Origin of the sequence: Bacteroides muris (ex Fokt et al. 2023), assembly GCF_024704895.1 — a bacterium.
In the GTDB taxonomy this organism is placed as follows: domain Bacteria; phylum Bacteroidota; class Bacteroidia; order Bacteroidales; family Bacteroidaceae; genus Bacteroides; species Bacteroides muris.
Genome location: NZ_JAMZEE010000013.1, coordinates 33609 through 56594 on the forward strand (window position 1 = coordinate 33609; position 22986 = coordinate 56594).

The window sequence follows — 22986 nt, forward strand, 5'->3', positions numbered from 1 at the left end:
AATCTGTTTTACCAATTGGGGTTCTGCTTCAGATTGCCATTCTTCTGAATTTCAGACTGCGGAATCGGATAGAGGTTGTACTTCTCGTCCCACTGGCGAGTCTTAGTCACCCGATTGAGAATCAAGTTGCCGTTTCCATCCAGTTTGAAGTCTGCCACATCAACATTCTTGAAGAACTCGGCACCCTTCTTCCAGCGACGTACATCCCAGAAGCGCTGCCCTTCGAAAGCAAGCTCTACCATACGCTCACGCATGTAGCGCTCTTCAAAGCCATTGTTTCCTTGGAATTCAGGCATCATGATGTCCGGACGGTTACGAAGCACATTGACAGCCTCGTTGGCTGACATGCCAAAATCGCCCGGTTCGTCAGCATTGCCGTAGTAGTTGTACATGGCCTCCGCATAGTTGAGGTAAACCTCGGCCAGACGCATCACAATCCAGTTGTGGCGTGTGGTAGTCTGGTTGTTGGCTGTGGTGATACAATTGCCGTCCACAAACTTCTTCAAATAGTAGCCCGTGGGAGTTGCGCCGTACTTGGGAGCACCGTTGAAGCCGTTCTGATACGTCTCGATGGCAATCTGCTGAGTTGTGTTAGATGGCCAGAGGTCGCCGTTCTTCACTACAGTGAGTTCGAAACGCGGGTCGAGGCCATCATATGGATTCTCAGCAGTCACATCAACATCTCCAGGATGTTTCTCCTTGAATGTCTTGCCATCGGCCTGATATTCGTATGCGTCCACCAGTGCTTGTGTAGGGCAGTTACCGGAGTTACCGTTCTCCACACCCACAGGATAATTGTACTGTTCGAAGGTGTTGCTTGCCTGAGTGCCAAGAACAAAGATAAATTCAGGATTGGTGAATGTATCGTGCCCCCACAGGTTGGCATACTCGCTGAGCTTGTAGCCCCAGCGCTGTACATTATCGATGATTACCTTGCTGGCAGCAGCGGCCTCTTTCCAAAGCTCCTTGCTATTGTCTGTATTGAACAAAGGTGAAGCCTGATAAAGTAGCACGCGTGCCTTCAGCGCAAGGGCAGCACCACGGGTGGCACGACCGATTTCCTGACCGGGAATGTCATTATACGACACGGGCAGGTATTCAGCCACGGCATCCAATTCATTGATGATGAACCTGAACACATCCTTGGCCGGAGTGCGTTCCACGCTGTTGGCCTGCTCATTGGTGAGGGTTGTGGTCACCAAAGGCACATCACCGTAGGCACGTACCAACTCGAAGTAGAAATAGGCACGAAGGAAACGCAACTCGTAAGGGAATATCTCAAACTGTTGTACCATGGTCTGATAGTCGGGATCATATTCATAATCCGACAGGTCTATCTTGTGGATGCGCTCAAGGTACATGTGTACCTGAGTGATGGCACGGTATGACCTATCCCATGTAATTGAAAAAGGGTTCGAAGGAGTCCAACCACCGTTGAAATACTTGTGAATGGGCGAGAAGGAAAGTGCAAACTCAGACTCGTCTGTGGCACTGGCTATCATGGCGCCATTACCGTAGGAATTATCCTTGAATTCGCTCGGCATTTGTGCGTAGACATCGTAGACAAGAGCCTTGACACCATTGAGGGGACTGTTGTAGGTCCAGTCCTCGTCACGATTCGAAGCTTCGTTGTAATCCAGATCGGCGCAGCCTGCAAAGGCTACTGCAACTATACCTAAAAAAGCATATTTTATCTTGTTCATAAATGTATTTTTAATTAGAAAGTTAATGTGACACCGATGTTGACACCCTTGAACATGGGATATGCCGTCGAAAGTACCTCGGCATCCATAGCGTCGACGTTGTCGAAGGAAAGAAGGTTCTCGCCCTGAACAAACACCTTGGCCGCGCTAAGAGAGAGCTTCGAGAGCACCGTTGCAGGAACTTTATAGTAAACCTCGATGTTACGCATCTTCAGGAAGTGGACAGGTTTGTACCATACGTTGCTTGCCTGGCTGTTATTGCTGTTGTTCTGAGTTGTCAGACGTGGGTAGAGAGCGTTGTCGCCAGCCACATCCCAGCAGTTGTTGTAGTAGTCCACTGAAAGGTTGCCGTTGTCGGCCATACCACCCCATATGGCTGACGGCAGATACTTCATGTAGTTGCCAGTGCCCTGGAACCATGCGTTCAGACCGAAATCTTTATACTCAACACCGACATTGAAGGCATAGTTGAGTTCAGGGATGCCAGTAGCACCATCGAGACTGGTCACATCGAACTCGTTGATTACCTGGTCACCGTTGAGGTCTTGGTATTTGATGTCACCAGGGCTTACGGTAGAGTATTCCTGACGATAGCTGGCATCGATGTCGGCCTGATTCTTGAAAAAGCCTGCCGACTTGAGTCCCCATGCCTCGTTTACACGGTGGCCTACAGGGTTGCTCAGCGGATAAGTAGGTGTGCCGATATACTTGCTCACCTCATTGCGTGCCCACGACAAGTTGGCGCCCAAGTTGAGATTGAGGTCGGAAGTGATCTTCTTCGCATACTTGGCGCTTAACTCAAAACCGTAACTCTTGACTTCGCCAACATCGTTGTATGACGACTGTATACCAACCACCGATGAATTCTCATAGCTTGCAGAGAGCATGATGTGGCTGCGAAGCTGGTAGAAAGCATCAACCGAGATGTCAAGAGCATTTGCCAGACGAAGATTGGTACCCAGGTTGAAGCTCGTAGATGTCTCCTGCGAGAAATCGGTAGTCGGGAACGAGCCAAGCGATGCGCCCCATGTAGCACCGTAGTTGTTACCGATAACCACATAACCGTGCGACACATCCCATGTAGGAAGCCACATGCCATAGGTAGGCATATAGTCGGTATGCTGGATGCCGGCCGATGCGCGCAACTTACCGTAGTTGAGCAGACCCTCGTTGTTGTCAGCGTAAATCCAGCCGAGCGACAATGTGGGTGAGAATGCCCACTTGGAGGGATAGGTACGGCTGGAGCCGTTACCCGCAAGCACAAGGTCGGCAACGTAGCGGTGCTGAAAATCGTAGTGGAAGACTCCCATGATGTTCTGACGATAGTAGGTGTTTCCACGTCCGTCAGTGCTCGAACCACTGTTATCATAAAGAACGGCAGCATTGAAGTGGTCGTTGTCAAAGAACGAACGTTTGTAGTTGAAACCCAGGGTAGCTTTTGCTTTCCACCACTGACCGGCATTCCAGTTACTGAAGGTGAGGTTGGTCTCCTTGTTACCGAATGTGTTCAGGGCTACGTTGTTCTTGTCGCCAATGGTACCGGTGTAACGCTCGTAACCATACTGGTGCGCCTTGTGCGAATTTTCCGCGTAAATCGACGAATTGGCATAGCCTGCACTGACAAATACGCTCAGGCCATTGAGCAGGAAGTCGAGTTTTTGAGACAGCCTGGCATCTACCCACAACTGGCGCTGATGGGTCTTGTAAAAACCGGACTCCTGAATCTTGGCAACAGGGTTAGCATCACCGTATGCCTCGTTACCACCCCAGATACCAGTTAAAGTCTTGTAGGGGAAAGCACTTGCCGGCAGGTTGTAGATAGCAGCCGTAGCATCGTCAGCACCGAGGTCGGAGGGCCGCTTGGTCTCCTGGAACATACCGAAGAGGTTCACCGACATGAGAGTCGTGTTGGTGATGTTGAAGTCGAGGTTGGTACGGATATTGGCCTTCGACTGACGTAGCTGCGCATTGTAGTCAGCCTGCCTGGTGTTCTTGAAAGCACCGCGCGCATCTGTATAATCGATATGGGTGTAGTATTTCACCTTGTTCGTACCTCCATATACCGAAACGTATGCATGGTCTTCCTCGGCACTGTTCTTGAAAGTAAGGTCGCGCCAATTTACGTTAGGATAGAAGTACGGATCGGAACCGTCCTTGAAGAGGTTAAGCTCCTGCTCGGTGTATGCGGCAGAGAGTCCGTCGTTACGACGGGCATGATTGAAGGCATTGGCATATCCGTAACCGTCTACCATGTCTGCGAATTCAGGATTGAACTGGAACTTATGGCTGTAGTCCACCTTGACGCGTGTCTTGCCTTCAACGCCACGCTTTGTCTTCACAAGTATAGCCCCATTGATGCCCTCATGGCCAAGAAGTGCCGTAGCGGCAGCATCCTTGAGGACGGTAACACTCTCCACTTCCTCCACACTGAGGCGGTCGATGGGACGCTCGTAGCCATCGACGAGGATGAGAATACTTTTATCGTTAAGCGTGTGATAGCCACGAATATTAAACGAGGCACCCTTATTTTCGTCGCCCGAGAAACCGCCTTTCGATAGAGCCGTGAGGCCAGGCAGACGTCCATAGAGGGCCTGGGCAAGGTTAGTTGCCGAAGTCTGCTGCAATTCTTCGCCGGTGATCGTGGTTGCGGAAGCGGTGCTGAGAAAATTGCTTATTTCCACACCGTAACCCAAATCATAGGCATTTGCATTCTTGTCGTTGAGTTTTACCTGCGCATTTGCCGTGAGAGAGGCAACAGCAGTCGCAAGCATCAACATTCTATTTATATTCATATTCTATAAGTCTTATTGATGTTTAAAATCTGGATTACCAACCCGGGTTCTGGTTCAGGCCATAGCCCTTGTTGATTTCATCACGTGAAATAGGCGTGAGATACCATTTATCGGTCCACTTGCTCGTCTGGTCGTCAGTATCCCACCATACGCGAATATTGTTGGTACAAGGTATCTTCTCATAGATACAGTTCGGCCAGGGTTCACCGGGTTCAAGGCTCGTGTTGCCATCGTGGTCGGCAGGGTCCATCTTCTTGCCGTTGGCATCCTTGCGCCATACACGCAACTGGTGCACCTGTTTCTTGAATATGTCAGACCTCTTATAGCGGACGAGGTCATACCAGCGGGAGTCTTCAAAACCGAACTCACAGGCACGTTCCTTAAGGAGCTGCTCGATGAAGTTGTCCTTATTGGCAGTTAGGTTGAGCTCCGGATTCATGGCCTCTACCTTGCCAAGACCTACGCGTGCGCGCACCTTATTCATTTCGTCGCAGGCTTTCTGCAGATTGCCTGTCTGTGCGAGTGCTTCAGCGTAGCAAAGGTGAATGTCAGCCATACGCAGATAAGCAAAATTGGTCGGATAGTATGCTGCATAGCCGTTGTCGCGGAGATACTTGAACAGTTTCATGCGGGTAGACCATGGATTGTCGGTAACAGCAGGATTGAAGGTCTGGTCGACATTACCGCCTTGCCACATCTCGGTGCTCGAAAGCCCCTGATATTGCTCGACAAGATTGTTGCGATTCACTACCATTGTCTCGTAGAGACGCGGGTCGCGGTTGACAAAGATATCCACGTTATTGGGGTTATCAGTATTGAACACGTCGTCGTAAGGGAAGTTACGACCGTCTGCCATACCAAACATTTCCATATATTCGAGGGTGAAGAGAGCCATACCAAACTCATCCATACCTTCTGCATTCCAGTCACCATTCCAAGCGTTTGTGCCCAAACCGGCATGCACTTCAATCACCTTCTCGCTGTTACCACGAAACCAATAGGCAGCACGGAAAGCGTTGCAATAGTCTTGTTCACTGTCACCAGTGGGCTGTACAAGGGCGAAATAGTTGCCGTTGGTACTATTGGCCTGGAAGAAATCCTCACAAGCCTTCAGTGCTTTCTGCCAAAGTTCGGACTTGTAACCGCCAGTCCATACCTGATTGAGGTCCTGATTCTCCTCGTTGCGGGTGAATTCCAGATAAGGTTTGTCACTGTTAAACAGAGGCGAAGCCACGAAGTTCCACAGTCTTACACGCAGACCATAGGCCGAGCCTTTGGTCAGACGTCCGGAATTGGTGGCCTGATCCTGCACAAAGAAAGGAAGACCCGGCTCGTCGATGGCGGCCTGGATAAGCTCATCAATGAACTCTGCTGTCTGGATTACGCTCATGCGCTTACCGTCTACAACATCAGCAGCCAAGTATGAGCGGTCAACTTTCGGAAGGCCTCCGAAGTTGCGGAAAGCATCGAGATAGCGCGATGCCATGATGACATACACCTCGCCACGGAGCTGGCTCTTCTCAGATTCGCTCAGGTCAGGAACACGATTGATGTTCTCGATAAAAATCCAACCCTCACGGATGGTACGCCAGATACCTGCACGGTTATTGCCGTCGCCGTTGGCGATGAAGGGGAACTTGGCGAAACCACCGTTATCCTGATCGGTCTCGGTGAGGTCACCACCGTAGTACTTTCCGAGATTGTGCCATCCGCAGTACGACTGGCAAATATCGGTCAAAGCATCGGGGTGAGAATACCATACTGCACCTGTATAGGTGAAAGGATTGTGCATGGCACCGTACATGTGCCAGAGGAAACGCTTTGCATTCTCTCCCTTGACAAAGATGGAGTCTACGGTCACGTCGACACCCGGCTGCTTGTCGAGGAAGCCATTTCCGATGTTGATATCATCGACACAGGAGCCCAGCGACCCCATCCCCATCATGATACTTGCTACATATATAATATTAGTAGCAGTTCTTATTTTGAGTTTCTCTATAAGATTCATTGTCTTGAATGTTAGAAGTTTAAGTTGATACCGAAGTTATAAACACGGGTCATAGGATAACGTGTGCTACCATAGCCGGCTTGTGCCTCCGGGTCATTGGCCTTGAAGCTTGTGAAAGTAAGGAGGTTATAACCATTGGCATAAACACGGATGTTGTTGATGGGCACACCGGGTATGCGGAATGAATAACCAATCTCAAGGTTCTTTAGACGGATATACGATGCATCGACCATCCATGGGTCTGAAAGTGAACCGTTATGCTCGCGTGCCGATTTCTCAAGAGAGATACGTGGCAGGCTGGCACCGGGGTTATCCTCAGTCCAGGAATTGTCATAGACCCATTTATTGAGCATTGATTGGTTACCCGTACCGAAGGCCGGAGTATAGAAAGAACTAAGCTGACGGTTGACGTGGGTGGCACCTACCCAAGTCATAGAGAAGTCGAGACCTTTCCAGTTGAGCGTTGCGTTTATGCTACCAGTATACTCAGGAATATCGCTGTAGCCGATAGCATGTACATCGTTGGCATCCACCTTACCATCACCTGTGAGGTCAACGAATACACTGTCACCAGGACGCAATGTAATCTGCTGGTCCGGCATGTCCACACCGTAAGCTTCCTTGTAGCGCTGTTCGGTTTCACCGGGAACATAGAACTCAAAGAAGTCGTAGCCGAAAGGCTGACCTACAGGGTGACCGGTATGGTACATGTGTGGGAATTCCTTCTTCACTTCTGCCATTTCTACCACCTTGTTGCGTGCGAAAGCGAACGTAGGAGCTATCGAGTAGTCCACTTTACCTATCTTGTCGGCCCAGCGCAGGGTCATTTCATAGCCATGGTTCTTGACACGGCCGAAGTTGATGGAATTGGGCTTGAGAGCGGAAATACCCGCGATGGTTGTTTCGTTGGAAATGAGGATGTTCTTGCGGTCTTCCCAGAAGAGGTCGACACCGAGACTCAAGCGATCTCCAAAGAAGCGTACATCGATACCATAGTTCTGCTTGGTGGCTGTCTCCCAAGTAACATCGGGGTTACCGTTGCTGGATTCGCGTGCACCGGGCATGAACACACCGTTGTTGGTACCGAAGTTACCAGTACGGTCGTTAGTCCACCATGCCCCACCGTTGTTGGTGTAGAACTGCCATGTGCCAGGCAGATAGAGGAAACGGCCAACCCCCTGGTCATTACCTACCTTACCGATAGAACCGCGAAGCTTGAAATAGGAAACAACGTTACGGATAGGCTCCCAGAATTTTTCAGAAGAAACTATCCAGCCGAGAGAAGCAGAAGGGAAAAAGCCAAAACGCTTGCCTTTGGCGAAGTTCTCTGATCCGTTATAGCCCATGTTGAGGTCTATCATATACTTAGTCTGGTAGTCGTAAGTAATACGGCCTACCATACCTACATAACCACGGGGGATAGAATTGTAGACACCGCCGGGATAGTAGTTCTTAGATTCATTGTAAAGGACAAGTGCACCGAAATTGTGGTCGCCGAACTTGCGGGCATAGTTGAGGCTAGCCTCTGCATACCAGTATCTCCCTCCCCATTTTTTTTCCTCATAGCCAAGAGGCCACGAGTCGCCCTGACGGACATAAACCACCTTTGGAGAACCGTCTTCCCCGTATTCACCCTTGGCGATGGTGGCCTTGTAGCTGATACCACCGGAAGTAGTACGTGCTTTCTGCTGCGTATAGTCTGAGTTGTAGGAACCCTTGATACGAAAATCAAGCCCTTTGGTGATAAAATCGAGCTTGAGCTTGTACTGAAGGTCGAGGTTTACCACATTCTGACGCTGAACGGTATAACCGTGCTGATAGATAAGACCGAGACCATCGGAGCCAACCGCGCCAACAAGGTCAGGGTCGGAAACAATGCGACGTCCCTCACTGTCAAGACCGTAGCCTGACATTGGCGTACCATTGTTGAGAAGACCTTCCACGCCAAAGACCCCTGACTGACCGTTGTACTCACCATTACCGATAGAATTGCGTCTGCCAATGCGACCGCCGATACCGATGGAAAGCGTGCTCAGCTTAGAGAAATCCACATCGAGGTTGGCGCGGAAGTTGTAACGGCGATATTTGAAGTTTGCATCATCGCCCTGGTCGAAGGTTTTGAAAAGGCCGTCCTGATTGAGCATGCCGACAGAAACGAAATAGCGGGCACGTTCAGTACCACCCGACACATTGATATTATATTGTTCCTGCCATGCGTGGTCGTTCATCAGGTACTTGAACCAGTTGGTACTTGGATAAACGGTGGGCATATCCATGTCCTTCCAGTGTTGTATGGCTTCCTTCGAGAACTTCCATCCGTCCTCGGCTACTCCTTCCACCTCCTGAGCATGGTTGTAGGCCGTTGCATACTCGTAGGAGTTTGCCGGCTCAAGGAATTTGGAAATCTGCTGAAGACCTGCTGAAGCTGTCAGTGTAATGGCAGGCTTGCCTATCTCACCGCGACGGGTCGTAACGAGAATAACGCCGTTGGCACCACGCACACCGAAGACCGCCGTAGCGGAAGCATCCTTAAGAATAGAAATGTCCTGCACCTCGTTCGGGTCTATTTGGCTGAACTCACGCTCGACACCATCGACAAGCACAAGAGGCTCAGCACTGTTGAACGAACCGACACCACGGATGCGGATGACAGGGGCGTCGGCACCGGGAACACCAGTGTACTGAACCGACTGAAGGCCCGGAAGCTTGCCCGAAAGAGTATTGCCGAGCGACGCGGCCGGTGATTTGAGAAGTTCCTTACCACCCACGTTGGAGACAGAACCCGTCAGCGTCACCTTGCGCTGCTGCCCATAGCCGATGACAACCACTTCATCAAGCATCTCATCATCCGACTCCAGAACAACATTAAGAGAAGCCGATGTCATCTTTACTTCTTTCGACTTGTAGCCGACATACGAAAACACCAAGATTGAACCCTTGGAAACTCCCGACAAAACATAGTTGCCACCACTATCCGTTATCGTGCCTTTCGACTTGTCTTTAGTCTGCACGGTAGCCCCGATAAGTGGCTCGTTCTGCTCGTCAGTGACACAACCTTGCACTTTAAAAAGATTTTGTGCGAAGGACACTCCTGGTAGCAACAAGGCCAACCAAAGGAGATGTAATCTGCATAACTTTCCCATTAGCATTAGCATTAAAATTAAATAAAATCAATAGTGTTAGAATTTTCGCAAATGTATTAATGAATCTTTCTAATAGTGGGTAAAAAATAACATTTGAGGTTTAAAATACGACATAACATCGCATAAGTTTAAAAACTATCAAGAAGGTTTAAAATACATCATACCCCCAGAAAGCATACTGCCTAAAAAAAGAGAGTCCATCTAACTTCTTAGTAGTTAGACAGTCCCGTTTTTCTACCAAAAAGCACCATTCCTATATTAAAGCAATCTACTGGTATATATAGCTTATATAGTCGTCAGTTAGATTTAACAAAAAGTTTATTAGCTATAGGCTTATGAAGCGTGTGGTTACTGTCATCACAGGCATCGTCCCAGAACATGGCTCCAAGCAGTTCGTTTTCGAGAATATAATCACATTTCAAACCTATTGAGCGAGCGTTGTCGTAGCTGAGGACAAAACGTCCATTCTTGTCGGTCACATAAGGGACTTTTGCCTCGTCGTCCCAACAGTTGGTGTACCCCGAGGGCACCTTTACATTCTTAAAATCTGTGGAGTGGTCGTAAATATCGGTTCCATGACCATAAAAAGGCATACCGAGCACAAGCATCGATGCGGGCACTCCCTTGGCACAGTGCGCCTTGACCGCCATGTCGCAGTTAAACCATCCGGGGAATTTTGAAGACTGATATAGGGGTGCATTGTGCTTAGGAGGATTCTCCATGTCGTACGCCATGATGTTGACAAAGTCAATATAGGGTATAACGCCTTCAAAATCGATGTAATCGGCAGAGCATACTGTTGCGAGCGTCAGAAGCTTGTTGCTTCCTATAGCCTGACGAATGTCGCGCATCATCAGGTTGTAGTTGCGAGTGTCGTCAGGTGACGAAAAGATACCCGCCATGTTACTCGTAGGAAATTCCCAGTCTATATCAATGCCGTCGAGACTAAACTCATCAATCACGCGCTTACAGTCGGCGGCAAAAGCGAGGCGATTGTCGGCATCTGCTGCCATCTCACTGAAGTTGCCACTGCCCCAACCTCCTATCGACAAGAGCACCTTCAAGTGGGAGGCTTGCTTCTTCAAGGCAACAACCGACCTCAGACGTTCCTCATTGGAGATTCCGATACCACGGAATGTTCCCTGCACATACCCGAAGGCATAATTGATATGGGTAACATATTCCGGCTTCACCTTGTGGTTTGACCATAATGTAACATAACCGACAACTATTTTGTCGGTAGAACCAGGAATGGGATTCGGCTCCTCTATCACTGGCTCGTCCGGAAGAGATGGAAGTTCTTTCAGATTATCTCCCTTTGAAGAGCATGATATCATCGAAACAATCATGAGCAGTATCATTGAAAAGTTTTTCATAATAAAATAGTATTAGTCTATATATAAAAGAGTTATTCAATTACTCCGGTTCATTAAGAGACATTGTTGGTTTCAATACATTATTAGCTTTTTTAGTAAATTCTTTAGACAACCAATAAGTTCCTATACCACGAATATCTTCAATGGAAGCACCAAATTTTACAATATATTTTCCTTTGGCACTTACCCAACTTTGTATACTTTCGTCAAAAGAAGCCAAATCGTAGTCGGATACATTGAATATCAGCATTTCACTCTCACCAGGTTGCAATAGTTTAGTTTTAGCAAAAGCTTTCAATTCACAAGCTGGTTTTTCCAGTCCACCGGCAGGAGCGGAGACATAGAGTTGAACGCTTTCACGCCCTGCCATTTTACCACTATTCTTTACGCGGATACTAGCTTTGAAGCCTTCACCAGTAGCTTTTACAACAGAATTGTCATAAGAAAATTCCGTGTAGCTCAATCCGTAACCAAAAGGATAAGAAACTGGTCTGTTTACAGTATTAAAATAACGGTAACCGATATTGATACCTTCTTTGTGCAGAGTATAGTCTATATTTTCACGTCCGGCACTACCTCTTTGTCCTTTATATCCATTGAGTGGAAAGCTACGTGAAGAAGGATGATCCATGACAGTGATAGGAAAAGTCATGGTCAGCTTTCCTGATGGATTTTCTTTACCCAGCAATACATCTACTACAGAGTTTCCTCCTTCCTGACCAGGCTGCCATGCCAACAGAATAGCATCGGGAAGACTTTTCCATGAAGCAGTTTCAACAACCCCACCTACATTGAGCACTACAATCACCTTCTTGTCAAGGGCATGAAAAGCGTTGCAGAAATCACTTAGCAGATTCTGTTCAACTTCACTCAGATTAAAATCGTTTTCAATCGTGCGGTCATTACCTTCTCCAGCTTGACGACCGATGGTAAAGATAGCCACATCAGCTTCCTTGGCTTGATAAACGATACAATCTTTGCTGATAGGCATTTCCAGTATATCCTTTTCTTCACCATAATAACCTTGAGATTTGCCATGGTCGCAACGGTTCTTGGCACGTTGGTAGTCGAGGTATTTATTATATAGCTCTTCCAGATTTCCTGTGGTTTCAAATTCGGCATTATTAAGGCCTTGTTGCATATTCACGACATAAGGCTTAACGACATTACCCGAACCAGTGCCACCTGCCCAGAAGTTGTAAGAGGTACAACCGAAGAGTGCGACTTTTTTCACGTTTCTCAATGGCAATGCGCCATTATCGTTTTTGAGCAACACCATACCTTCGGCGGCCGATTGGCGAGCAAGGAGAGCGTGAGCTTTCAGATTTGGGTTATCGCTATATTTATATCCTCTGAAATGAGGGGTTTTAACAATATAGTTCAGCATTCGTTTTACACAAATATCAATGTCTGCCACAGAAAGTTGGTTGGTCTTCACTTTGTCGAGAAGGTCATCCACTTGCTTTTGCTCGCCCGGCTGCAGGTGGTCATTGCCGGCATGTATCTGGGCAGCAGTGTTGCGAAGCCGAATCCAGTCGCTCATTACGATACCGTCGAACCCCCATTCGTCACGTAAAACAGTGGTCAGCAGTTCGTAATTTTCCTGGGTATAAGGACCGTTCAGACGATTGTAGGAGGACATGATGGTCCATGGGTGGCTTTCTTTCACAGCTATTTCAAAACCTTTCAGGTAAATCTCGCGCAGCGCACGTTGGGAAACAATCTCGTTTACTTCCGTACGATTCGTTTCCTGGCTGTTGACGGCAAAATGCTTCGGACAAGCTCCTACACTATTACTTTGGACACCGCGAATATAGGCAGCAGCAATTTTGCCAGTCAATACAGGATCTTCAGAGAAATATTCATAGTTACGACCACAAAGCGGTGAACGGTGTATGTTCATCCCCGGTGCCAACACAACATCTACGCCATATTCCAAAATCTCATTACCTATTGCCTGACCGATGGTTTCTACCAGCCCTGTGTTCCACGAGCAGGCGAGCAGAGAACCTATGGGAAATCCTGTGGCATAATAATTCTTCTTGCTATCTGGACGCGTCACAACAACAGCACCGGCAGGACCATCGGCAAGTCCGGTGGCAGGAATACCCAACCGGGGAATTACCTGAGTAAATCCGGAAATACTGGAATCCATCACACGAGGAGCCTTATCCAGCTTCTCATATCCTCCAAAAAGATAATCGTTACGCCCCACCAGAAGATTTACTTTTTCTTCCAAAGTCATGGAATCTACAATCTGATCAATATTATCGACTCGCAAAGTCAATGATTGGGCATTTACATGCCCGGTGCAGGAAAATAATAGCGCACCCACAATTAAATTTCTCACTTGCATAGCTTTTATATTAAAGTTTTTTTTGCGCTATAAAAGTAAAGTGCAACATGTGGAGCGAGGTTGACAATTAGTCATATAAGGTATATTATTTATCAAAAAAGTCTCTTACCAGCATCATCATACTAATAAATAGCCATTCCCTATTCCAAATGCCTTTTGAACAGGGCATTTCTTCGACACCGAGGAGCAAGGGGCTCAGCACCGGCCCCCCCCCTTTGGCACCGAGGAGCGGCATGGAGTATCTCTCTAACAAGGAATCAAAGATACTGTACAATGACTGCAGATGGCATTTGAAACGTAAATCGAAGATGAAGAAATAAAACAAAACTCCCGCATCGTGACCTAACAACAAGCACGATACGGGAGATACCAAATACCTATTACAAACAATTACCTTAACGATAATCCGTTACCTGAAAAACTATTTATAAAAAACAACCTGTTCATACTTTGCAAGCCTCTGTCATTTGAAAGCTCGGGCACACGTCATTTACCCAATGTCCACGAAATGGCATTGTGCAACATTGCGGTGAAATCATCCGACTTGAACAGCTTCGGGCTGTGCCCCATCTGGAAATAGACATTGCGAGCCTTCACTTTTTCATTGACCCATACCACCGGATGGTCGCCCATCTTCACATCCGTAGCAGGGATATAGGTGGATTCGTCCACATTCGCCAATACACGTACATTGGGGCGCGGGCTCTTGTCGTATGTGTACCACTCGTCATCAGGGAGGACGAACAAGGCATCCACATTCTTCATCACGGGGTGCTCCTTGTCTTCCACCACTACCGTGCCGTCGGCAAGCGGAGCAATGTAGTTACGGAAACGGATGCCCCCCATAAAATCGCTGAACCACTGCCACAAAGGATACCCGTCAAACTCTCCAAGCAACGTGGCATGATGGAAGCCTATCCAGCCGCCACGACCTTCGTTGATGTAATCCACAAAATTCAGCTCTGCCTCCTTGGGCCATGTATAAGGCGGGAAGTCCAGCTGGATGACAAGATCCGTACCGTCCAACACACTTTTTTGTGCCAAAAGGTCGGCAGTGTTCAGCACTTGAATCTGCAGGTTCTGAACCTTGCTTTCATCTACCAGCCATTTCAAGGCTGCATCCGAGAAAGGCTTGTGTTGCCCTGCGCTCTCTGTAAGCACCAATACCCGATATGTCCTGTCATGGAAAGGTTTGCGTTCTATCAGATTTTCATAGACCGTACGACGCAAGTCACCCTGCTCGTTGTCTCCGTCATAATCCCAATACATACCTCCCAGCAGGTTTTGCTTCAGAATATATTGGCACTTGATGGCCAACGAACGCGGATTCTCATAACCGAAAACGAGTGTATCGTTCTTATTCACCAGGTAAGGTACCCGGGCCGTCTCATCCCAACATTCACGGAATCCTTTGGCATATCCCACCTTATTGAAGTCTTGAAAATTGGGATATTCCTTTCCACCGCGGCCATAGAATGGCATCCCCATCACCAGCTTGTCGGCAGGCACACCGGCAGCCAAATGCGCCTTCACAGCCTTGTCACCCGTCATCCGGCCACTATTGTCCGAAGAGTAGAGAGCAGAATGGTGCTTAGGGGCATTTCCCATATCGTATGACATGATATTCACGAAGTCAATATAAGGAAGAATAGCCTGGAAATCAATATATTCTCCAGAAGCCACCGTAGCAAGAGTTAACAACTTCTTCGGGCCGATGGCCTTACGGATATCCCGCATCAGTAATGTAAAGTTCTTCGTGTCGTCAGGAGAAGAAGAAATGCCGGCGGCATTACTCGTAGGATACTCCCAATCGATGTCGATACCATCCAGCCCATACTCTTTCACCACCCGTCGGCAATCTTTAGCAAATGCCTTTCGGTGTTTCTCATTCGCAGCCATCTCACTGAAACGTCCGCTGCCCCATCCACCGATGGATAACAATACATTCAAATCCGGCTTCTGCTTTTTCAATTCCACCATCTGTCTCAAGCGCCCTTCATTGGCAATACCTACACCATCAAAGGTCTCATCGACATGCCCAAAGGCATAATTAATGTGAGTCATGTACTTAGGGTCAGGAATAATGTGACTCCAGGAAGTAACATAAGCCACGACCACTTTACTGTCAAGCGCAATTTTCAATTCATCTGCAGCCCTCAGATTGCCGCACGACACTAAAACTGCCAATACGGACCAAACAATCAATCCTAAATTTTTCATACTACTATTTATCAATATACTTTCTATATCCGTTGACGGAATCAATCTCTTTTTCTCTTGTACCGGAAAGGAACTGAACCGTACCAGAACTGTGTCTACTCCATATAAAGGTGCCCTTATACAGAAAAGTACGGAGCAGATACAGAGCGGCCCCTATTCCAGACTCCCCTCAAACGAAGTCTGAGCAGTGATTAATTCCACCAACAGGTTTTCTATGGTAATTACTGGCAAACAAAAATCAATCAGCTATCTGACGGACTCGTGAACCTATCAATGCATAATACAACATAAACGCTTCTCCAAAAAGAACGATGAACCATGACCATCTCCAGCCTCCAAGAACATCGGCAAGCACTCCCTGCAACAAGGGCAATATGGCACCGCCTACCACTCCAATCATGAACACACCCGAAGCCACCGAAGTGTATTTTCCCAAATGGGCAACAGACAAGGTAAAGATAGCCCCCCACATGATGGAATGGAACAGACCTACTGCCGTGAGCATCCACGGATTATTCAGCAAAATGGCCAATAAGGCGAGTACTCCTGCCGATACCGTAGTAACCGTCAACTGCACGCGGGGAGAAATCCTGCTCAAGCTGCTCCCCACCAGGCGGCCCACAAGCATGCCACCCCAATAGAGCGTAGCCATCAACGCCGGAGAAGCATAATCCATCTCAATGGCATACAGATTGATGTTGGCTCCGATGCAGACTTCCACTCCCACATAAAAGAAGATAGCCACCACGCCCAATGTCAGATGACGAAAGGACCATACACTCTTTTCCAGCTTCTCTCCTTTCTCTGCCCTGGTTCCCTGGATATCGGGCAAAGACAATTTCATCAACAGCAGCACAATTAGAGAAATAACCGCCATCAATGCCAGAAACGGAACCATCAGTTGGTCAATCTGAATATCCTCCATAGACAGACCGCCGAACACGACACCTGTCACGAAATAAGGAGCGAGCGTAGTTCCCACAGAATTGGCGGAACCACCGATTGCCAAACGCTGAATGGACTGGGTACCTTTGACATGGCATGCCGTGAGATAAGGATTGATGACGACTTGCAAAATAGTTGCCGACGCACCTACGATAAAAGAACCCAGTAAGAAAATCAAGAACCCTCCGGGGATAACATTATTTACTGCATGCCAATTCGCTTCCGGAAAGTGTGCTGTGAAACAGGAAGAGACAAAGAACAAACCAAGCCCCACAATCATCACCAGCAATCCACGCATCAATGTCCCTTTATACCCATATTTGCTAATCCACGACGAGCCTACCCCTCCACAAACCGGATAAGCAAGGAACCAGGAGAAAGTAATCAAAGTGGCAAAAGTATTTTTCAACCCGCCCACTTCCGAAAGAAAAGTTTCTTTCAAAGGACCCTGAAACTGAGTATTGGCAGTCGTAAGGAAACCTACAATAAAGAACAGGAATACCATCGTGATGAATGGCCCCATATAGCTTATCTGTTTTTCTTGTTGTGTCATAGTATTTTAATTATTCATTCAAACAATTAGTTATCAACCACCTTGCAAGGCGGCTTAGCAGCCGAGCATACTTGCCGCCGCTTCATCGAGCAAAAACTCACAGTCGGGATGAAGCTGAAGGATGGAAGCAGGAACATCTGTTGTCACAGGCCCTTCAAGCATCCGCTTGACAATATCCGCTTTATTAGTCCCTTTGGCAACCAGTACAATCCGGCGTGCCTGCATAATGTTCTTTATTCCCAAAGTAGCCCCTCCCAACTCTTTATCGGGAGGAGTGCCCGTTTCTCTACGAATACGTTCTTCCAGTTCCACATTCATCCGGGTCACCCATGCTTCACCGCCAAAGGGAGATTCCGGCTGGTTGAACCCCAAATGTCCGTTCTCACCCAACCCCAAAATCAGCAAATCAATACCGCCACGGTTCGCAATTTCTTGCTGGAAATCCCTGCATGACTGTCCAAAATCATCGGAAATGGTAGGCAGCATCAAGAAATTCTCTTCCTTGATGCCCAATGTATCCATCAGTTCCGTTTTCAGCATCGTGTAGCATGCTCCGGCATACTCGCGCGGCACATTCGTTACCTCATCCAATCCGAAGAAAGTAACGGTATCCACCTTAAACGGATATTTAGTATAGATTCCTCCCACCAACCGATGAAGATTGCCGGTAGTACGTCCCGTAGAAAGTCCTATCACGCTCTCCGGTTTATTCAATATCTGGCCGATGATGCGCCATGCAGCCGTGCAGTCAAACTCCTTTTCATTCTTTGTTATTGTTATTTTCATATTCTTAATCGTTAATTCTTAATCACATATTCATCGCCACCGCTCCGGCTCCCAGAAGCCCGATAAATCCGGGATTCAGTTTCGTAATGACAACCCCGTTGCTGACAAAACGCATGGTCGTAGGATGAAGTTTTTCCAGAATCTTCTCGTGCATATATCCGTCGGCCACAATGCCTCCACCTAACACCACCGTGTCCGGGTCAATCACACGTACCAGATTCATGATAAGATTGGCAAGCGCCTCAGCTGCATTCTCCACCAGCACCGTACAGAGAGGGTCACCTTTCTGACAGAGTGCAAACACCTCACTCACAATCACCCGTTCCCCTTTTTCTGCCGGAATATGCAGGCCGGTCTCATACTGGTTGCGGAGCAGACGGGCACAATTGTCAAAACCTATGCCGGCAGCAATCGCCTCCACACAGTCCATCCGCCCACACCCGCATTTGATGCCTATGTTCACACCTACACGCACGTGTCCCACTTCGCCGGCATTGAAATGGCTACCACGGATTTGCCTCCCATTTATCACCGTACCCACAGCAATGCCTGTACCTACATTTACGTATATAAAGTTTTTGGAAATTTGTCCGAATCCCCAGACACGTTCGGCTCTTGTAGCGCTCTTCACATCATTGTCTATATGGCAAGGCATGCCATATATATCCGACAGTTCCTTTGCCAACTCAATCCGCTGTGTCCTGCTCGGGTCAATCTGCAGCCAGACACCTTCGTTGGAATCTACACGCCCTATCAGACCAACCCCCATCGCTACAGGCTTCTGGTCATACCAGCCCACGGTACGGATATAATCATCGAGCGACGACTTGATGATTTCCAGCGCAGCCTGCTGATTAAAGTAACCGGAGTCATATTTCTTATACCTCAAAATGTTACCACGGCTATCCATTTCGCCAATCAGCAACTTCGTGCCTCCTAAATCAAGACCTAAATACGTTTCCATTTTTTATATGCGTTTTTTAATATTGTTTACTGTCCACAATATTACGCACTATCAGGGAGACAAGGGTTTATTCTCTGACAAAAAAGGTTTAATACTTGTCAGCAGTGGTTCAAAAGCAGTCTTCATGGCTCTAAATTTTGCTGGGACTGGTACCAAACTGCTTTTTGAAGCATGTACTGAAATATTTCGGGTCAGAAAATCCGACCATATTCGCCACTTCCCCTATCGAATATTTCCGGGAAACCAGCAGCTCTTTTGCCTTGTTCAAACGGACAATGCGGATGAAGTCATTCGGTCCCTGCCCAGTCAGCGTCTTTATCTTATTATAGACAGAAGTGCGGCTCATGCCCAGCATCCGGCAGAAGTCATTGATGGAGAACTCCGAATCGGACAACTCCTCCTCAATCACTTTCATAACCTTGTCCAGAAACTCCTTGTCCAACTGGCTGGTATAGTCTGTCTCTTCGGGCTGCGCATCCATCGCCAACACGGTTTCGCGCAAATGCTGCCTATTCTGAAGAATATTCCTGATACGCACTTTCAGCACAGACAAGTCGAAAGGCTTGATGATGTAGTCATTGGCACCGGCCTCCAGTCCGAAGATGATATTTTCCCTCTCACTCAGTGCGGTCAGTAATATAATAGGTATATGGCTTGTATCTACCGATGATTTCAGAATCCGGCACAATTCATCACCTTCCAGTACCGGCATCACAATGTCCGAGATAATGATATCAGGATTGATTTCCCTTGCCGTCTCCAATGCCTTTCCGCCGTCGGGCACGGCAACTACCTTATATTCGGAAGACAAGCTGTCCACCAGATACTCCCTCATATCCGCATCGTCCTCTGCCAGAAGAAGGACATTCTTCCCGGCACGTTCCGTTTCTTCATGCACAGCCCCGGTAGCGGCCTGAGGTTCTTCCTGGCCGTCTGCCTTCGCTTCCACCGCCACGCTCGCCTTTATCCTCTGCGGGAAAGTTACCGTAAACGTAGTTCCCTGTCCCTCCACGCTACTGAAAGAGATGGTGCCGTGATGCTGTTTCACAATGCGGCGCGTAATCATCAGACCAATACCCGAACCGGTTTCCTCAAAGTTCATGGCATTCTGGGCTCTATAATATTCGTGGAAAATATTGCCCTGCTCCTCTTTTGGAATGCCGATACCCGTATCCTTCACTTCAATAGTCCACTTCTTTCTTGCAGTCTTCACCAGTATGTGAATGACTCCCTTCTCTGTATACTTCAAGGCATTGGAGAGCAGATTGTCTATGATATGATCCATCTTCTCCCGGTCAATCCAAACCTTGGGCATATCCGGCTCCACCTCCAACTCTATCCCGACGCTCTTCTGCATGGCGGCTAAGTGAAACTCCGCCATTTTTTCCTCCAGATAAGCCTTAATGTCGTATGGAGAAACCTTCAGACACTCCTCGGCATGCAGTTCCGTTTTCTGCAACTCAAGCAGTTGAGTAATCATTCCCATCAGTTTTTCCGCATTCTTCATTGCCACCGCAACGGTTTTCTTACCCTGCTCCGGAAGTCCCTCCTGCGCTTCGAGCTCGCTCAGCGGAGCCTTTATTAAAGTAACCGGTGTACGGATATCATGGGCTATACTGATAAAGGAACGTATCTTGTCCCTTATACGCCCCTCGTTCACCTTATGCCTTCTATACTGCACAAACATGTAGACAAAGACAGACAACAAGATGAAATAGATGAGCAGCGCCCACCACGAAACCCAGTAAGGGTTATGAATGACAATGTCCAGACTTCTTTCTCCCACCTGCTGCCCGGTGTACTTATCAAATGCCCGCAAGCGGAATACATACTTACCGGACGAGAGATTCATATAGCTCACGTTCCGCACTGAATTGGAGTGTTCCCACTCTTCATTGTGATTTTCGAGCCTATACTCATATCTGATACGATGCGGGACTGCAAAGTTGATGGCAGAGAAGGAAATTGAGAAGGAGTTTTGATTATACTTCAAATCTATTTTCCGGGTATCATTGATATTCGTTTGCAAAAGAGAGCCTTTCATTCCCGCTTTGACCGATTCGTAAAGCAGTTTAAAGTCTGTCAGAATCAGCTCAACAGACACATGGGGCCCTAAGTCCAAAGACGGGAGAAAGGAAAGAACCCCTTCTGCAGTACCGAAAGCAAGACATCCATTCTTCAACTTAAGGGCAGCATTCGGGTTGTAATATCCCCAGCTGACATCCAAAAAATCATTGGCACTGATGATAATATCCCGGGAACAATCCAAGCAATACAATTCCTTCTCCGTACTGAACCAGATACGCCCTTCGTTATCCTCCAGCAGACTATTGATGGAATTGGAAACCAGATTGTCATCTACGGTATATGCATGCGCCTCCTTCCCATCCGGTCTAACACGTATAAGACCTTCCCCGTCTGTAGCCAGCCAGATATCGCCGGATGAGGACTGCATCAGGCAACGGACAGGATAATGCAGAGAGATGTCTCCAAACGTCTGATGCCACTGCGTGTCTCCCGACATCTTATCAAAGACGGCCAACCCACTGCAACCAGCAATCAGTAATGAGCCCCCCCTACCCGGCTTTACGTCACCTATGCAATCAATCGGGTAATATGTATAAGTATCCGTCCGTATATCGTAACGGGTAAACTCTCCTTCAATACCCCCGAACCAAACATAATCCCCTTCCGCATAAATGGCATAAACATAGTCGGTGGCTATCCCCTTCTCCGGATGTACATCTCTTTTCTCTTTCTTCCGTACCCGTCCAGTCTGTTTATGAATACAATAGACACCGATACCATAGCCTCCTACCCAGATATTTCCTTCGGAGTCTTCGGCAAGTGCCAATACCACTTTGCCACTATGTTCCATATCGTCCAGATAGTGGGTCCATTTACGTGACCGGGATTGATAGAGGCTGACGCCGTTGTTTGTACCATACCAATAATCCCCCTCCGAGTCCTGAAATATCACATTTACGTGGTCTGACTTCAAGGAATTACCATTATTGCGTTCATGCCTGATTCTACAGACATCCGGCATCTCCGAATCCAGATAGCTGATACCATTCGTAGAAGTGCCAATCCACACAACTCCGGATTCATCCACGCAAATATCGGATACAGTATTACCACTCAAACTTTTGTCATCATCCCCATTATTCATGTAATGGTTCAAAAGTTCTCCCGTCGCAACATCCATGCAGAAAACGCCCGCACCGTCGGCTCCCACCAACAGCAAATTATCCTTTGTCTTTGCAAACGAACGGATAGGTACATGAGGAATCCGGTCATTCAACGAGTGTATCCTCCCGTCGGGACCGTCAAGTACAAATACACCGTTTGAAAAGGTACCGATGAACAGCTTTGCTCCAAAGACGTAGAGCGATTCCACATGTATCTCTGTATACAGGTCAACCGGCCTCGTCTCAAAAGACGAAGAACCTGCCGTTCCTACCTTCGTCAGCCGGAAGACCCCCTTGTCTGTGCCTGCAAAGAACAATCCATCTTTCATTTGAGCCATGCAACGGACAGATTGCCCTTTCAATCCGGCAAAAGACAGCCCTGCACTTTCTTCCCAAGAATAAAGCCCCTTCGACATACACAACCACAAACGTTTTTCGTCATCAAACAGAATATCATACAACACCGGAGAAGGCAGGTAATCGGCCAAGTCCACGCGCAATTGAAAAGAGTCCGTCAGTTTGTTGTATGCATAAATTCGTCCATTCTTTAATGCAACCCAGACAACACCTTCCTTATCACAAATCATGGTAGTGGAAGACTGGATATTGTCCCTTGAATCAACCATTCCGTCCAGCTTGTAATGCTTGATTTCATTCCCGTCATAACGGTCTATCCCGACATGAGTATACACCCAGACAAATCCGGATGAATCCTTGTCTATCTGGAATACTTGCCGGCTGCTCAATCCCTCCTTGATACCCAAAGTGCGAAATGAACCGGCAAACAAATTGACAGACCAAAAAACGGACATCCATAACAGCAGAAATATGCATGTGGCGAATTTATATAGAAACGGATATGGAGCAAACATAGATTATATATTGTTTTTCGGATGCAATATTACGCATAAACATAAAAAAAACGGTCGAAAAACTATCCGAATAGGTT

11 protein-coding genes are annotated in these 22986 nt (G+C 47.7%); all 11 read right to left on the reverse strand.

What is annotated here, in order from left to right:
- Positions 1 to 8: 8 nt before the first annotated feature.
- Positions 9 to 1703, reverse strand: a complete 1695-nt coding sequence (locus M1B78_RS07280) for a RagB/SusD family nutrient uptake outer membrane protein (protein WP_257940287.1) — start codon at positions 1701 to 1703, stop codon at positions 9 to 11.
- 14 nt (positions 1704 to 1717) lie between these two features.
- Complete coding sequence (locus M1B78_RS07285; protein WP_257940288.1) at positions 1718 to 4495, reverse strand: SusC/RagA family TonB-linked outer membrane protein; 2778 nt, start codon at positions 4493 to 4495, stop codon at positions 1718 to 1720.
- Between the two features lie 34 nt (positions 4496 to 4529).
- The gene (locus tag M1B78_RS07290; protein WP_257940289.1) at positions 4530 to 6503 is read right to left on the reverse strand and encodes a RagB/SusD family nutrient uptake outer membrane protein; all 1974 of its coding nucleotides are present in this window, start codon (positions 6501 to 6503) and stop codon (positions 4530 to 4532) included.
- A gap of 11 nt (positions 6504 to 6514) precedes the next feature.
- Complete coding sequence (locus M1B78_RS07295; protein ID WP_257940290.1) at positions 6515 to 9646, reverse strand: SusC/RagA family TonB-linked outer membrane protein; 3132 nt, start codon at positions 9644 to 9646, stop codon at positions 6515 to 6517.
- A 296-nt stretch (positions 9647 to 9942) separates the two neighbouring features.
- Complete coding sequence (locus M1B78_RS07300; RefSeq protein ID WP_257940291.1) at positions 9943 to 11022, reverse strand: glycoside hydrolase family 18 protein; 1080 nt, start codon at positions 11020 to 11022, stop codon at positions 9943 to 9945.
- A 40-nt stretch (positions 11023 to 11062) separates the two neighbouring features.
- Positions 11063 to 13378: a glycoside hydrolase family 3 C-terminal domain-containing protein gene (locus M1B78_RS07305; protein ID WP_257940292.1), complete on the reverse strand. Its 2316-nt coding sequence runs from the start codon at positions 13376 to 13378 to the stop codon at positions 11063 to 11065.
- 486 nt (positions 13379 to 13864) lie between these two features.
- Complete coding sequence (locus M1B78_RS07310; RefSeq protein WP_257940293.1) at positions 13865 to 15598, reverse strand: glycosyl hydrolase family 18 protein; 1734 nt, start codon at positions 15596 to 15598, stop codon at positions 13865 to 13867.
- A gap of 238 nt (positions 15599 to 15836) precedes the next feature.
- Positions 15837 to 17096: an MFS transporter gene (locus M1B78_RS07315; protein ID WP_257940294.1), complete on the reverse strand. Its 1260-nt coding sequence runs from the start codon at positions 17094 to 17096 to the stop codon at positions 15837 to 15839.
- Positions 17097 to 17150: 54 nt separating this feature from the next.
- Entirely contained in the window at positions 17151 to 17882 is a 732-nt protein-coding gene (locus M1B78_RS07320; RefSeq protein WP_257940295.1) for a 6-phosphogluconolactonase, read from the reverse strand.
- A gap of 22 nt (positions 17883 to 17904) precedes the next feature.
- Complete coding sequence (locus M1B78_RS07325) at positions 17905 to 18846, reverse strand: ROK family protein (RefSeq protein ID WP_136010287.1); 942 nt, start codon at positions 18844 to 18846, stop codon at positions 17905 to 17907.
- Positions 18847 to 18976: 130 nt separating this feature from the next.
- A complete protein-coding gene (locus tag M1B78_RS07330; RefSeq protein ID WP_257940296.1) occupies positions 18977 to 22909 on the reverse strand; it encodes a hybrid sensor histidine kinase/response regulator transcription factor in 3933 nt (1310 codons plus the stop codon).
- Positions 22910 to 22986: the final 77 nt, after the last annotated feature.

Excerpts from the sequence above, each read along its gene's own strand:
- M1B78_RS07280 (WP_257940287.1), bottom strand. The coding sequence starts at position 1,703 with ATGAACAAGATAAAATATGCTTTTTTAGGTATAGTTGCAGTAGCCTTT.
- M1B78_RS07285 (WP_257940288.1), bottom strand. The coding sequence starts at position 4,495 with ATGAATATAAATAGAATGTTGATGCTTGCGACTGCTGTTGCCTCTCTC.
- M1B78_RS07290 (WP_257940289.1), bottom strand. The coding sequence starts at position 6,503 with ATGAATCTTATAGAGAAACTCAAAATAAGAACTGCTACTAATATTATA.
- M1B78_RS07295 (WP_257940290.1), bottom strand. The coding sequence starts at position 9,646 with ATGGGAAAGTTATGCAGATTACATCTCCTTTGGTTGGCCTTGTTGCTA.
- M1B78_RS07300 (WP_257940291.1), bottom strand. The coding sequence starts at position 11,022 with ATGAAAAACTTTTCAATGATACTGCTCATGATTGTTTCGATGATATCA.
- M1B78_RS07305 (WP_257940292.1), bottom strand. The coding sequence starts at position 13,378 with ATGCAAGTGAGAAATTTAATTGTGGGTGCGCTATTATTTTCCTGCACC.
- M1B78_RS07310 (WP_257940293.1), bottom strand. The coding sequence starts at position 15,598 with ATGAAAAATTTAGGATTGATTGTTTGGTCCGTATTGGCAGTTTTAGTG.
- M1B78_RS07315 (WP_257940294.1), bottom strand. The coding sequence starts at position 17,096 with ATGACACAACAAGAAAAACAGATAAGCTATATGGGGCCATTCATCACG.
- M1B78_RS07320 (WP_257940295.1), bottom strand. The coding sequence starts at position 17,882 with ATGAAAATAACAATAACAAAGAATGAAAAGGAGTTTGACTGCACGGCT.
- M1B78_RS07325 (WP_136010287.1), bottom strand. The coding sequence starts at position 18,846 with ATGGAAACGTATTTAGGTCTTGATTTAGGAGGCACGAAGTTGCTGATT.
- M1B78_RS07330 (WP_257940296.1), bottom strand. The coding sequence starts at position 22,909 with ATGTTTGCTCCATATCCGTTTCTATATAAATTCGCCACATGCATATTT.